The following is a 14174-nucleotide window of genomic DNA, read 5'->3' on the forward strand; positions in this document are numbered from 1 at the left end:
CGCTCTTTCTATTATTGCCGCTTTAGAATATTAGGACCGTCTGCCGTACAAAACGTCGCAAAATGCCTTCGCGTATTCGGGCAGATCCGGCGGACGCCGCGCGGAGATCAAATTGCCGTCCACGACGACGGCCTCGTCGAACCAGACGGCGCCCGCGTTTTCCATATCGTCGCGGATGCCCGGCGTAGAAGTGACCTTGCGGCCCTGAAGAATCTTGGCGGAGATCAGTACCCATCCCGCATGGCAGATTTGGCCGATCGGCTTGCCGGCGGCGTCGATCTCGCGCACGAACGCCTGCACGCGCTCGCTGCGGCGGATCTTGTCCGGCGCCCAGCCGCCCGGCACGAGCAGGCCGTCGCAGCGCTCCGCATCCAGCTCCTCATAGGACAGGTCGGCGACGGCAGGCACGCCGTATTTGCCGATATGCTTGCGTCCTTTCTCCGGACCGGCATACAAGACGACTGCGCCTTCTTCGCGGGCGCGGTATACCGGGTACCACAATTCCAAGTCTTCGAATTCGTCGTCGATCAGACAGATGATGCGTTTGGCTTCGTTCAATTCGATTCCTCCCAAGTAGCATTTCATCGGCGCCATTGCGCATAAATATCTTCTATCCTAGCACAATTGTCCGGCGCGATCATCCGTTGGCAGGTATGGTTTTAATACCGATTCATTTCCATAATTTACAGTCGTTTGCTAAGAAGGAGTTGGCGGAGGGATCGGCGAATATACTTTTTCATCGTCCCTCTCGGGGATTTTGGAACCGCGCGCGCGGCGCGTAAGGAGAGAGTCAGTTTGTTCAAACGTTGTATATGCGGGGAAGCGATGGCGCTCGGACTCCGCAAAGTCTTCTATTCCAAAACGGTGAGCATTGCCGGCGTACCCGTATACGCTTGCGGGCATTGCTCGCGCAATGAAGTGTATCCGGGCGTCAAGTCGGATTTGAGCCGCCTATTGTCGGATCTTGGCGCCAAGCCTTTGCCGCGGGAGATTCGCTTCGACGAAGTGCACGAGTGGGCCGGCATGCTGTATCGGGCCGCCTCCGCAAGCGTGCCGCTGAGCGCCGCCGGAATCGCCAAGCTGACGGAGGAAAGGACGAACGAACTGCTCGACCTGCTGCTGATCGCCGCTTCCCTGGGAGATGCGGCATGGAAGCGCGAGCTTGAGGGCCGTCTTTCGCAGCTTAACGGACAATACATAGCCTAGTCGAAAGATGAAGGAGCGATCGCGCTCCTTTTCTTTTTTTTGCGAAACTTTTTCATTTCTGATACCATGAAAATCAATGAAACTTTTTTCAAGGAGGATGCATGAGATGTCGGAAGTGAAGAGACTGCAGACCGTCGAACAGTGGGAAGAAGCGCTTAAGAACACGTCGGGCAAACCGCTGCTCGTCTTCAAGCACAGCACCTCCTGCCCGATCAGCGCGGGCGCGCACGACGAGCTGGACCGCTTCGTCCGCGGGCGCGGCGAGTTGCCCGTAGACGTCGCTATCGTGCACGTCATTGAAGAGCGCCCCGTGAGCAACGCGATCGCGGAAGCGCTGCAGGTGCAGCACAAGTCGCCGCAGGCGATTCTGGTCCGCGACGGGCGCTCCGTATGGGACGAATCGCACTGGCGCATTACCTCGGAATTTCTGAACGAACGCGTCGGTTCGGAAGGCTAAAAGCGCGACGGATGTCGGGGTTTGCCATTGCGGAAACGCCCCTTTTGTCGTATCATTACCTTAATATACCATGGACAGGTCCTTCAATCGGACAAAGACCTGACATGAGCAAATGGAGCGGTGAGATGTGACGGTAACGATCTATGACGTAGCCCGCGAGGCCGGCGTATCGATGGCGACGGTATCCCGCGTCGTCAATAATAATCCTAACGTGAAGCCGCAGACGCGGAAAAAAGTGTACGAAGCGATCGAGCGCCTCGGCTATCGGCCGAACGCGGTGGCCCGCGGATTGGCCAGCAAGAAGACGACGACTGTCGGCGTCGTCATCCCCGATATCGCGAACGCCAACTTCGCCGAAGTCGCGCGCGGCATCGAAGATATCGCCAATATGTATCATTACAACATCATCCTGTGCAACGCCGACAAACGCAAGGAAAAGGAGATTCGCGTCATCAACACGCTGCTCGAAAAGCAGGTGGACGGGCTCCTGTTCATGGGCGGCGTCGTGACGGACGAGCATATCCAGGCGTTCAATACGTCCAACGTGCCGATCGTGCTTTGCGCGACGACCGACGAGAAGGGCACCATGCCGTCCGTCGACATCGACCACGAGACGGCGGCTTACGATGCGGTTCGCAAGCTGATCGCCGAAGGCCATACGCGCATCGCGATGATCAGCGGCACGCTCCAGGACCCGGCGAACGGCTTCGCTCGTTACCAAGGCTACAAGCGCGCGCTCGAGGAGAGCGGCATCGCGTTCGACGAGTCGCTCGTGCGCGTCGGCAATTACCGTTACGAATCCGGCATCGAGGCGGTCCAGTACTTCCTTGAGCTGGCGGAGCGTCCGACGGCCGTGTTCGCGGCTACCGACGAGATGGCGATCGGCGCCATCCATGGCATCCAGGATGCCGGGCTTTCGGTGCCGGGCGATATTTCCGTCATCGGCGTGGACAATATCCGCTTGGCCTCGATGGTGCGTCCGCTGCTGACGACCGTCGCCCAACCGATGTACGATATCGGCGCCGTCTCGATGCGCTTGCTCACCAAGCTGATGAAAAAAGAAAACGTCGAGCAGGCGAGAGTAACGCTGCATCACGAGCTGATCGTGCGCAATTCGGTCGCGCCGCGCGGCTGATCGCCGTTCTTCGGCCAGCCCGTTCCATAACCAGCTTGATCGCCCTGCGCGGGATATTCATCGCCCGCCGCGGGGCTTCTTATTCGAATCGAAGGAGATATGCGCATGATAGGCATCATCGGCGCGATGCAGGAAGAGATCGACCTGCTGCTCGGCGCCTTGGAGGACGCGGTGGAGATGCAGCGATCCGGCATTCGCTACGTAGCGGGCAGCCTGCACGGCCGCAAAGTCGTCGTATGCAAGTCGGGCGTGGGCAAGGTGAACGCGGCGATCTGCACGCAAGTGCTGATCGACCGGTTCAACGTGGACAAGGTGATATTTACCGGCGTGGCGGGGGCGCTCGATCCCGATCTGGACATCGGGGACATCGTCGTATCCTCGAGCAGTTTGCAGCACGATATCGACGTGACCGCGCTCGGCTTCGCAAGGGGCGTCATCCCCTATCAGGACACCTCGGATTGGGCGGCGGACGAAGCGCTCGTCCAGGCGGCGCGCGAAGCGGGAGACAAGCTGTTCCCCGGTCATATCAAGACGGGCAAGGTGCTGTCGGGCGATCAGTTCATCGCCGACAGGGACCAGGTCGCACGTCTCAGGGACGAGCTTAACGGCTCGTGCGTAGAGATGGAGGGCGCTTCCGTCGCGCAGGTATGCGCGATGAACGAGGTGCCGTACGTGGTCATCCGGTCCATCTCGGACAAGGCGGACGGTTCGGCGGACGTGAACTTCGCGGAGTTCACGGTGACCGCGTCCAACCGTTCGTTCGCGATCGTGAACGAGATGCTGCAGCATTTGGGCTAACCGCAATGAACGTCAGAGCAGAGGGTGTCCCGTCCGGTCAAGCCGGCGAGACGCCCTCTGCTTTTCTATATGTTTAAAAAGAATGACCCTAATACGAGCGGACGTTAACCCAGGTGCTGCATGGCGATCGCGGCGATTTCGCGGTTTTTGGCGGTGATCTCCGTTCTGCGCGGCATCGGCGTCCATAACGACGTATCGTCGAGCCAGGTACGCGGCAGATCCGCGGGACGGGTGGGCGACGATAGACGCGGCCATGAGGCAGGGAGCGGTCCGCCGTCGGGCGTCGCGTCGATCGACGCGAGCAGCGGATGGTCGCTCATCTCCAGCCACAGCAGGCTCCACGCCCTGGGCACGACATGCCAATGGTCGTAGCCGCCCCCGCCGAGCGCGATCCAGCGTCCGTCCGTATGCGCGTGCGCGAGCCGATGGATGAGGCGGGGCATCTCCCGGTAGATCCGCATGCTGCAGTGAACGTGCGCGAGCGGATCGAGCGCGTGGGCGTCGCAGCCGTGCTGGCTGACGACGACGTCGGGCTTGAAGGCGCGCATAACCTGCGCGAGGCCGCTTTCGAAGCTCTCGAGCCAGGATTCGTCCTCTGTATACGGTTCCACGGGAATGTTGAGACAGGCGCCGTAGCCGCTGCCCTCGCCGCGCTCATGCGCGAATCCGCTGCCGGGGAAGAGAAACTTGCCCGTCTCGTGAATCGAATAAGTAAAGATGTCCGGGTCGGTATAAAAGCTCCACTGAACGCCGTCTCCGTGATGCACGTCGGTATCGATATACAGCACCTTGGCGTCGTATTTGCGGTGAATCCAGGAAATCGCGCACGCGGCGTCGTTGTAGACGCAGAAGCCCGCGCCCCGCTCGCGAAAGGCGTGATGGAGGCCTCCCCCGAGATGAAGCGCATGAAGCGTCGACCCCGACATGACCGCCTCGGCCGCGGTCAGCGAGCCTTGGACGACGGCCAGCGCGGCATCGTGCATGCCTGGAAAGTAGGGCGTGTCTCCGTCCTCTTCGAGGCCGAACTGCTCGGCCAGGTCCTGGTAAGACACGGCCGGAGCGGCTTCGCTGAGCGCTCGCGCCGTCTCGATATAGTCGGCCCGGTGGATGGCTTCCACGGCTTCGGCAGCGCCCTCCGCGGTCGGCGCGAGCTTGTCCGACGGCCCGAGCGCGCCGCAATCTTCGAGCAGCTCCTCGGTCAAGGCCAGCCGGATCGGGTGAAATGGATGATCTTCGCGAAACGAGTACCGCCGTACGGCGCTGCAGTCGATCCAGCGCGCGTGATCGCTTTTCGATGACACAGGGGTCGCCTGCCTTTCGTCAATACATGAACCGCTGACGGAATCTCACGCGGTCGAACTGCTCGGCCGACGACAGCGGCACGTCCTTGCCGATCCGCACCATCAGGCAGTTCGCCGGATGCGCGCAAATCTCGGGATCGTCCGTGGCGAACCAAACCATGCCGACGGACTTCATCAATTTTTCCATCATCTCGCGGTACTGCCAGACGTTGAGTCCGCTTTTCTCCAAGTCCCAGTGCCAATAGTATTCGGTCGTATATACGATCGCGTTGTCCAGCTGCTCCTCCGCGAACGCCGCGACGATCATCGCTTTGCCGAGGCCGAGCGACCGGTACTCGTCGGCTACCTCAATGGCGCCAAGCTCGATCAGATCGTCCATGCCGCCTTCGGACCATCGCTCGAGCTCATCGGGATAGTGGAAGGTGACATAGCCTACGATCGTGTCTTCTTCGCGGGCGATGATGATCCGGCCTTCGGGCAGACCCGCGATCTCGACGAGGGCCTCATGCTGCTCTCGCGGCCTTCGGAAGGCGTCGAGCTTGTCGTGGAGCCGGTAGCCCTTCAGCCGCTCCGGCTCGACCGGGCCCTCGACGACGAGCGGAACCGTCCGCCCGGGCCTTGGGACGCGCTGATAGCGCTTGTAATGTTCCATGCCGCACGCTCCTTTTGCCGAATCGAATACGTCTTGCGCGACGGGCTTCGACGAATCTCATTATACAGCATTATACAGCAAAGCCGATATCGTGCGTTTTTTTACCATTGTTGCCCTCGTCTTGGAGAAAATTTCCCTCCTTCGGTTGCGTTGCTATGTCCGACGCATGGTATAATGGCAAAAGCAAGCCAAAAGGGCTTTGTTCTTCGTGTAAGCGCATTCGTATACTTAGCATCGGGTTTGCAGCAAATCAACGGGAAGGTGATCGGTAATGACGTTCAGTCAGGATGAAAAATTGGCAGTAACGGCGACAACCGCAAATCTTGGTTCTTATGAGGACGCGGTGCGCAACTTCAATTGGGAGAACATCGAAAACCATTTTTCCTGGTCCAAGACCGGGAAAGTCAATATGGCGTACGAGGCGATCGACCGCCATGTCGAGGAGGGCAGGGGCGATACGGTCGCTTTGCACTATAGCGACGCTCAGCGGGACGAAAGCTATACGTACGCCGACCTCTCGAGGCAGTCCGCGCGCTTCGCGAACGTGCTTCGCGGGCTCGGCATCGGCAAGGGAGACCGCGTCTTCATCTTTATGCCGCGCACGCCGGAGCTGTACTTCGCGCTGCTCGGCGCGCTGAAGATCGGCGCCGTCGTCGGACCGTTGTTCGAAGCGTTCATGGAGACGGCCGTTCGGGACCGCCTGCAGGATAGCGGCGCCGCGGCGATCGTGACCACGCCGGCATTAATGCCCCGCATCTCGCGCGCGGAACTGCCGGAGCTGAAGCATCTGATCGTGTTCGGCGACGGCGTCGCGGCCGGAGATGGCGTCGTAGACTTCAAGTCCGAGATGGAAAAGGCGCAGGAGACGGCCGAGATCGAATGGCTCGACCGCGAAGACGGCATGATTCTGCATTATACGTCGGGCTCCACGGGCAAGCCGAAGGGCGTCTATCACGTGCAAAACGCTATGATCCAGCATTATTATACCGGGCGCATCGTGCTAGACCTGAAGGAAGGCGACGTTTACTGGTGTACGGCCGACCCGGGCTGGGTTACCGGCACGTCCTACGGCGTGTTCGCGCCATGGCTGAACGGCGTGACGAACGTCATTCGCGGCGGACGCTTCAGCCCGCAGGACTGGTATTCCACCCTCGAGAAGTACAAGGTTACCGTGTGGTACAGCGCGCCGACCGCCTTCCGCATGCTGATGGGCGCAGGCGACGACGCGGTCAGCGCGTTCGATCTGTCGAACCTGCGCCATGTGCTTAGCGTCGGCGAGCCGCTGAACCCCGAGGTCGTCCGATGGGGCCTCAAGGTGTACAATCAGCGTATCCACGATACGTGGTGGATGACGGAGACGGGCGGACAGCTTATTTGCAATTACCCGAGCATGGAGATCAAGCCGGGCTCCATGGGCCGGCCGATCCCCGGCGTTCAGGCGGCTATCATCGACGATCAGGGCAACGAGCTGCCGCCGATGCGGATGGGCAACCTGGCGATTCGCACGCCGTGGCCTTCGATGATGCGCAAGATCTGGAACAATTCGGCGAAGTACGAAGAATACTTCCGGATCCCGGGCTGGTACGTGTCCGGCGACTCCGCGTACATGGACGAAGAAGGCTACTTCTGGTTCCAAGGCCGAATCGACGACGTCATCAACACGTCCGGCGAGCGCGTCGGACCGTTCGAGGTCGAGAGCAAGCTGGTAGAGCATCCGGCCGTTGCCGAAGCTGGCGTCATCGGCAAGCCGGATCCGCTCCGCGGCGAGATCATCAAGGCGTTCATCTCGCTGCGCGAAGGCTTCGAGCCTTCCGAGGAGCTGAAGGCGGACATCTCGAAGTTCGTCAAGGTCGGGCTGTCCGCGCATGCGGCGCCGCGCGAGATCGAGTTCAAGGACAAACTGCCGAAGACCCGCAGCGGCAAGATCATGCGGCGCGTGCTTAAGGCTTGGGAGCTGAATCTGCCGACCGGCGATCTATCCACGATCGAGGACTGATAGCGATAGGTGCGGCCGCCCTTCCGAAGAAGCGATTCTTCGGGAGGGCGGCTTTTTTTGTCGTTCATACGCAAAAAAGAACGCTCCGGCGGATGATGCCGAAGCGTTCTTTTCGACTGCGGGAAGCTAGCTGTTCTTGATCTCTACGGATGGCGAGGCATCGGAGGCGCCGGTATCGTTGACGGCCCGTACGCGATACCACCCGGCCGTGTTATTGCCGGACACCTCGTACTGGGTCGACTGCGTAGACTCGACGCGGCGGTAATTGCCTTGTTCGCTGGCGCTGTACCACACCTCGTAACGCGTGACTTTGTCGGTGTCGGGATTGGCGTTCCAGCTGAGCGTCGCGCCGCCGGCCGAAGCCTGGGCGGCTAGGCCGCTCGGCGCGGCCGGCGCTGCAGGCGCTGGAGGCTGCGCTTGGCCGGGGTCGTTCGACGGCACGCCGCCGTCCGTGACCGGATCGGTCTGGCCGGTGTCTCCGCCGCCCGTCGGCGGGAATTCTTCGTCTGGGGTCGAGGTGTCGCCGCCCCCGTCGCTTCCGCCGCCGCCGGACGAAGCGGATTCGCTGCGGCCCGATTCGTTGCCTGCGACGTCGACGGCCGTGACCGCATACCGGACGCTGCCGGAGGACGAGTAGTCGATGAAGCGAGTATCTTCTCCGGTCAGCACGGAGTTGCCTGATCTGACGTACGAGCCTCCGTTCACCGAACGGTAGAGGCGGTAGCCGACGACGTCCGCTTGCGGACTCTTCGTGAAGGAGATGCGCGCTTTGCCGCCTCCGAGCTGTTCGACCGCGATGTTGCCCGGCGCGCTCGGCGCCGAGCCGTCGTCCACGCGCGGATCCGGCTTCGAGGGCGCGCCGCCGGACGCATCCTTCGGCAAATAATAGGACAGCGACTTCCGGCTCGAAGCCGGCACCTTGTCGAGCGCGGCCTTGAGCTCCTCGATGAGCTCGTCGAGCGGCTTTTCGCGCTTCGTCATGACGGATTCTCTGAGCATGTCTTCCGGCGTTTCCGGCGATGGTATATAGTTCACGCCGTTGTAGGAAATGTACTTGACGGCGACGAGCGCGTCGTCTTCCTCCGTCGGAATGTATTTTTTGTTGAAAATGTCCGTTACGAGCTTGCCCGCGGACCGGGTGAGCTCGGTCGGCAGCTTGCCGCTGACGCTGGATACCGTCATCGAGACGATGCCGTCCGGCTTTTCGAATGCCTTGGTCGGGAAAAGCTCGGGCCGGGCTTCGGTCACTTCGTTCATGACCTTGGTCCAAATCTCTCTGGCGCGCGCATGACCGTCGGTGGAGAGCGTGTTAACCGACTTTTCGTAGCCGGCCCAGACGCCGAGCGTGATATCCGGCGTGAAGCCCTCGAACCAGACGTCCGCGTAGTTTTGCGTCGTTCCCGTCTTGCCGACGATCGGGATTTGACCGTAGTTTTTAAAGCCGTTTTTGACCGATTTGGCCGTTCCGTCCGTGACGACCGTGCGAAGCATGTCGGTCATCAGGTAGGCGGATTGCTCGGATACGACGCGCTTGGGCGCCGCCTTGTGCTCGTAAATGATGTTGCCGTAAGAATCCTTCATTTTTTCGATCAGGTACGCGTCGTTGAACACGCCTTTGTTCGCGATGGCGCCATACGCGTTGGTCAGCTCCTCGACCGTCACGCCATACTTGAGTCCGCCGATGACGCCGGTCTGCGCATAGTCGTCTTCAGGGACGAGCGTCGTGATGCCCAGCTGCCGCGCGAAGTCCCAGGCTCCCTTGATCGTGACCTTGTCGAGGAATACCTTGAGCGCCGGTATATTCAGCGAGTTGTTCAAAGCGTAGCGAGCAGTGACGAGACCCGAGTACCGATTGTTCGAGTTTTTCGGGATGTGCATGCCGGCGCCGCCGTTTTTCAAAATGATCGGCGCGTCGTCCAAAATGCTGGCCGGGCTGATGAGCCCCTTGTCGATCGCCGGCAGATAGGCGCCGATCGGCTTCATGGCCGAGCCGGGCTGCCGCTCCATCTGGGTGGCGAAGTTGAGCTGCTCGATGTGGAAGTCGCGGCCTTCGATCATGCCGAGGATCGCGCCCGTTTTGTGGTCCAGCATGACGGCGGCCGTCTGCTCGACGCCCTTCGTTTTGCTGTCCGGCGAGAAGTTTTTCGGATCCTCCGCGACCGCATGCATCGTATCGTACACTTTTTTATCGATGGTGGTCGTAATCTTGTAGCCTCCGCGAAGGAGCTGCTCGCGGGCGTCTTCGATGAGAGAGGCGTTTTCTTTGTTTTTCAGGTCGTCGATGGTCAGCGTCGGGTTCTGCTGCAGCACGAGCTGCATGGCAGCCTGGCGTTCGACCTCGAGCATCAGATACGGATACGTGTTATAAGCTTTCTCCGTCGGCTTGGCGAGCGAACCGTAAACGTCGAAGGCGATCGCCTCGTCGTATTGCTGCTGGTCGATCTTGCCGTATTCGAGCATCTTCTGAAGGACGAGCTTTTGTCTCGCCAGCGCCCGCTTGAAGTTGGCTTCGTTGAAGTCGCCTTTGCCCGTAAAGGCCGAATAGGCGGATGGACGCTGCGGCAGTCCGGCCAGATAAGCCGCCTGCGCCAGATTGACCTTGCTCAGGTCTTCGATGCCGAATATGCCCTTGGCGGCGGCCTTGATGCCGTACACCTGGTAACCGGACGCGCCGTTGCCGTAAGGGATCTTGTTCAGATAAGCGGTGAGGATCTCTTCTTTGCCGAGGAATCGCTCGAGCCGCAGCGACAGGAAAATCTCCTTCGCTTTGCGGCTTTGCGTCTGGTCGAGGCTCAGGAACACGCGCCGCGCGAGTTGCTGCGTGATCGTGCTGCCGCCGGTCTGCACGTCTTCGTTGAGCAGCTGCTGCTTGACGGCGCGGAACAACCCGTTGGTGTCGACGCCGATATGATTGTAGAAATTTTTGTCTTCGATGGACAGGACCGAATCGATAATGACCTGAGGAATCTTGTCGTAGGTGATCGGCTGCCGGTCTTCCTCGGTTCGAAGCTGGCCGATCAGCGTTCCGTCGCGGAAATAAACGAAACCGGTTGCATTGTTTTCGTTGATTTTTTCTTCGATTAATGCTCTCGACCTGACGGGATCGTCCTTGACCAAGGCCGCGATGTATCCGCCTACCGCCCCGCCCGCTGCCAGTCCTGCCAGCACCGCGAAGAAGACCAGCCACAATATGGTAAATGAGAACAATTTGGCGGCCATAACCCATGGCGAGCGTTTTTTTCGTTTCGGCTTCTTGGAAGGCTGCTTGGTATCGCTCATCTTATGTATTCCTCCTTCAACAAAACAGACTTATTATACCACAATAGGCGATTGTTTGACTTCTCGCTTCTCCGTTCGAGCATATCCGCGGGCGTTAAAGGGACGGGCGCTTCCAAATATTTCTCCGGCTGGCCGATATCAGGGGGATACCGAGAAACTTTTGGAAATGCTTGTCGTATGTATTAATGTCGACGATAACGGATTCTGGCGCAGGAGGAGAGGGAAGCGTGGAGATATTGTTCTGGAGCTGTTTGGCGTTCGGCGTGCTGATGGCGTTAGCTACGCTGCTCATCGGCGATCTCGGAGGCGCGTTCGATTTTCTCCCTCACGATCTGTTCGAGCCCGTCGTCCTGGCAGGCGGCATCACGATCTTCGGCGGAGCGGGGCTGCTTCTGGCCCGATACTCCGCGATTCCGCCCGGCGGCGTGTATGCTTGCTCCGCAGCGGCCGCAGCGCTTGGAGGTTTGGCGATGCACTTCGTTTACGTAAGACCGATGAAGAACAGCGAAAATTCAGTCGCGTACTCGATTCGGGACTTGGAGGGAAAGCGGGCCGAGGTCATCACGTCCATTCCCGCCGCCGGTTTCGGGGAAGTGCTGGTGAGGGTGGGGGCGGGGAACGCCAACCACATCGCCGAGAGCTTCGAGAAGGAGGCGCTCGCCGAAGGCACGAAGGTGGTCGTCGTGCGGGTGAAGGACGACGTGCTCGGCGTATCGCGGCTCGATTAGCAAGAAGAATTCATACTTACGCGCGTAGAGGAGAATGCAAATGCAAACGATTGATGAAGCGCTTTATATCCCGATCATTGTCGTCGCCGTGCTGCTCGTGCTCGGGCTCGCGTTTTGGGCGCGATACAAGACGGTGGCGCCGGACTTGGCCATGATCGTGACCGGCTCGTTCCTTGGCAGCAAAAACGTCTCGGTGGACGAGTCGGGCCGCCGGATCAAGATCGTGCGGGGCGGAGGCGCGTTCATTTTGCCGATTTTCCAGCAAGCCCAATTTCTGTCCCTGCTGTCGCACAAACTCGACGTGAGCACGCCCGAGGTCTACACGGAGCAAGGCGTGCCGGTGTTGACCGACGCGGTCGCGATCATCAAGATCGGCGGCGCGGTGGAAGACGTGGCGACGGCTGCCGAGCAGTTCATGGGCAAGCCGACTGAAGCGCTTCGCAGCGAAGCCCAAGAAGTGCTCGAGGGTCATCTGCGCGCCATACTCGGCACGATGACGGTCGAGGAGGTATACCGCAACCGCGAGCGCTTCGCGCAGGAGGTTCAGGGACAAGCGGCGCGCGATCTGAAGAAGATGGGCCTGCAGATCGTCTCTTTCACGATCAAGGACGTTCGAGACAAGCACGGGTATCTGGAGGCGCTCGGCAAGCCGCGGATCGCGGCCGTCAAGCGGGACGCGGATATCGCCGAAGCCGAAGCGATTCGGGACTCGCGAATTCAGAAGGCCGCTGCGGAGGAGCAGGGCCAGAAGGCGGAGCTGCTGCGCGACACGAACGTCGCCGAGGCGACCAAGGAAAAAGAATTGAAAGTCGCTTCGTTTAAAAAGGAATCGGACCTGGCGAAGGCCGAAGCGGACCAAGCCTATTCCATCCAGGAAGCGCGCTCGAAGCAGAGCGTCGTCGAGGAGCAGATGCAGGTCGAGATCGTGCGCAAGGAGCGGGAGATCGATCTGGAGGCGAAGGAAATTCTTCGTCGCGAGAAGCAGTACGACGCCGAGGTGAAGAAGAAGGCGGACGCGGACCGCTATGCGGTCGTCCAGGCGGCCGAAGCCGACAAGGCCAGGCAGATCAACGAAGCCGACGCCCAGAAATACCGCATCGAGGCGGAGGCCAAGGCGAACGCCGAACAGAAGCGGTTGAACGGCTTGGCAGAGGCCGAAGCGGCGAGGGCGAAAGGTACGGCCGATGCGGAAGTCGTCCGGCTGCGCGGTCTGGCCGAAGCCGAAGCGAAGGAGAAGCTCGCGCAAGCGTTCGAGAAGTTCGGCGAGGCGGCCGTGCTCGACATCATCGTGAAGATGCTGCCGGAGCTCGCCGGCAAGGTGGCGGAGCCGATCTCTGCGATCGACAAGCTCACCGTCGTCGACACCGGCCATGGCGAAGGGGCGGCGCGCGTCAGCAATTACGTGACGTCGCTCATGGCGACCGCGCCGGAGATGCTGAAGAACGTATCCGGCATCGACATCGGGCAGCTCATCCAGCGTTTGACCAAGCCGGGCGCGGCAACGCCGGCGCAGGCGCCGGCACCCGCGCCGGTCGTTCTGTCGCAGCCAAGCGACGGGTCGCAGGGCTCGAACGCTTAGTCAAGCTTAATCGGACTTTTTTGTCGATCGATTCGAACGTCAAACAGCCCGTCCGCGCCAGCGGACGGGTTCGTTGCGTTTGCGTGAATATCCGGATGATGACTTCGTTTCGTCCTGCATCCGCCCGCGCGTACCGCGCATGGCGTCTTGCGCCATGTTCGGCACCAATAAAAAAACGCTCCGGCTGGGCCGGAGCGCATGCTTGCGATGGCGGAACGATTAGCGGCTGTAGAATTCGACGATTTGTTGCTCGTCGATATCTTGGGACAGCTCTTCGCGGCTAGGCAGGCGAACGTACTTGCCTTCCATAGCGGCTTGGTTGAAGTCCAGGTAGCCGGCGATGTGATGACGGGATTCCGAAGCTTCCTTGATCGCCTTCAGGCCGCGGCTGCGCTCGCGAAGACCGATGATGTCGCCTACTTGTACCGTGTACGAAGCGATGTCGACCTTCTTGCCGTTCACGGTCACGTGACCGTGCGACACGAGTTGGCGCGCGCCTGCGCGGGAGTTGGACCAGCCGAGGCGGTATACCAGGTTGTCCAGGCGGCTCTCAAGCAGGAACATGAAGTTTTCGCCCGATTTGCCCTTCAGCTTGGAAGCGCGGTCGAACAGGTTGCGGAATTGCTTTTCGTTCAGGCCGTACATATGGCGAAGCTTTTGCTTTTCGAGCAATTGCTGGCCGTAGCCGCTGATCTTGCGGCGTTGGTTAGCGCCGTGCTGTCCCGGAGGGAACGCGCGCTTGAGGTCTTTGCCGGTACCGCTCAGGGAAATGCCGAGGCGGCGGCTCAGTTTGAATTTAGGACCTGTATATCTGGACATGAATGTGTGACTCCTTTTTCAAAAGGGAATTTTTGAAAATGGGTTGTCGTTGCGCCGAACGCATTCCATAAAGACGAAATGGATCAACCATCCTTCTTCCCGGCAAGAAGTTCAGCCGCTGCCCGCCGAGGGAACCGTTCGTGAGGGTGACACAAACAATGAGCCCAATGTTCAACTATACATATTATAAGAAAAATAAGGCGAATGTCAAGGTCGTCACGCTT

12 protein-coding genes are annotated in these 14174 nt (G+C 60.1%); 7 read left to right on the plus strand and 5 right to left on the minus strand.

The window, feature by feature from the left end; all coding sequences use genetic code 11:
• Positions 1-30: 30 nt before the first annotated feature.
• Positions 31-585, minus strand: coding sequence for a type 1 glutamine amidotransferase domain-containing protein (locus tag BM235_RS16830; protein WP_090115463.1), 555 nt, complete (start codon positions 583-585; stop codon positions 31-33).
• 210 nt (positions 586-795) lie between these two features.
• On the opposite strand from BM235_RS16830, the gene BM235_RS16835 reads away from it, so the two are divergent.
• The 4 genes from BM235_RS16835 to BM235_RS16850 all read left to right on the plus strand — a co-directional run bounded on the left by BM235_RS16835 (position 796) and on the right by BM235_RS16850 (position 3596).
• The gene (locus BM235_RS16835; RefSeq protein WP_090115347.1) at positions 796-1206 is read left to right on the plus strand and encodes a hypothetical protein; all 411 of its coding nucleotides are present in this window, start codon (positions 796-798) and stop codon (positions 1204-1206) included.
• Positions 1207-1312: 106 nt separating this feature from the next.
• Positions 1313-1663 carry a bacillithiol system redox-active protein YtxJ gene (gene ytxJ, locus BM235_RS16840; protein ID WP_090115356.1) on the plus strand — a complete coding sequence of 117 codons (351 nt, stop codon included), beginning with the start codon at positions 1313-1315 and terminating at the stop codon, positions 1661-1663.
• A 127-nt stretch (positions 1664-1790) separates the two neighbouring features.
• Positions 1791-2798, plus strand: a complete 1008-nt coding sequence (gene ccpA / locus BM235_RS16845; protein WP_090115357.1) for a catabolite control protein A — start codon at positions 1791-1793, stop codon at positions 2796-2798.
• Positions 2799-2903: 105 nt separating this feature from the next.
• On the plus strand, positions 2904-3596 hold the full coding sequence (locus tag BM235_RS16850; RefSeq protein WP_090115358.1) for a 5'-methylthioadenosine/adenosylhomocysteine nucleosidase: 693 nt from the start codon (positions 2904-2906) through the stop codon (positions 3594-3596).
• A gap of 104 nt (positions 3597-3700) precedes the next feature.
• Here BM235_RS16850 and BM235_RS16855 read toward each other — a convergent pair whose 3' ends face one another.
• Together BM235_RS16855 and BM235_RS16860 are read right to left on the minus strand one after the other, a co-directional pair.
• On the minus strand, positions 3701-4897 hold the full coding sequence (locus tag BM235_RS16855) for an acetoin utilization protein AcuC (protein WP_090115359.1): 1197 nt from the start codon (positions 4895-4897) through the stop codon (positions 3701-3703).
• A gap of 19 nt (positions 4898-4916) precedes the next feature.
• Positions 4917-5549, minus strand: a complete 633-nt coding sequence (locus BM235_RS16860) for a GNAT family N-acetyltransferase (protein WP_090115360.1) — start codon at positions 5547-5549, stop codon at positions 4917-4919.
• 271 nt (positions 5550-5820) lie between these two features.
• On the opposite strand from BM235_RS16860, the gene acsA reads away from it, so the two are divergent.
• Positions 5821-7545 carry an acetate--CoA ligase gene (gene acsA / locus BM235_RS16865; RefSeq protein ID WP_090115361.1) on the plus strand — a complete coding sequence of 575 codons (1725 nt, stop codon included), beginning with the start codon at positions 5821-5823 and terminating at the stop codon, positions 7543-7545.
• Between the two features lie 126 nt (positions 7546-7671).
• Here acsA and BM235_RS16870 read toward each other — a convergent pair whose 3' ends face one another.
• A complete protein-coding gene (locus tag BM235_RS16870; protein WP_090115370.1) occupies positions 7672-10824 on the minus strand; it encodes a penicillin-binding protein 1A in 3153 nt (1050 codons plus the stop codon).
• Between the two features lie 227 nt (positions 10825-11051).
• On the opposite strand from BM235_RS16870, the gene BM235_RS16875 reads away from it, so the two are divergent.
• On the plus strand, positions 11052-11552 hold the full coding sequence (locus BM235_RS16875) for an NfeD family membrane protein (protein WP_090115371.1): 501 nt from the start codon (positions 11052-11054) through the stop codon (positions 11550-11552).
• 40 nt (positions 11553-11592) lie between these two features.
• Positions 11593-13131 carry a flotillin family protein gene (locus BM235_RS16880; protein WP_090115372.1) on the plus strand — a complete coding sequence of 513 codons (1539 nt, stop codon included), beginning with the start codon at positions 11593-11595 and terminating at the stop codon, positions 13129-13131.
• A gap of 219 nt (positions 13132-13350) precedes the next feature.
• Here BM235_RS16880 and rpsD read toward each other — a convergent pair whose 3' ends face one another.
• Positions 13351-13950: a 30S ribosomal protein S4 gene (gene rpsD, locus BM235_RS16885; RefSeq protein WP_090115373.1), complete on the minus strand. Its 600-nt coding sequence runs from the start codon at positions 13948-13950 to the stop codon at positions 13351-13353.
• Positions 13951-14174 lie beyond the last annotated feature (224 nt).

The sequence above is a fragment of the Cohnella sp. OV330 genome (assembly GCF_900112065.1).
Classification (GTDB): Bacteria; Bacillota; Bacilli; order Paenibacillales; family Paenibacillaceae; genus Cohnella.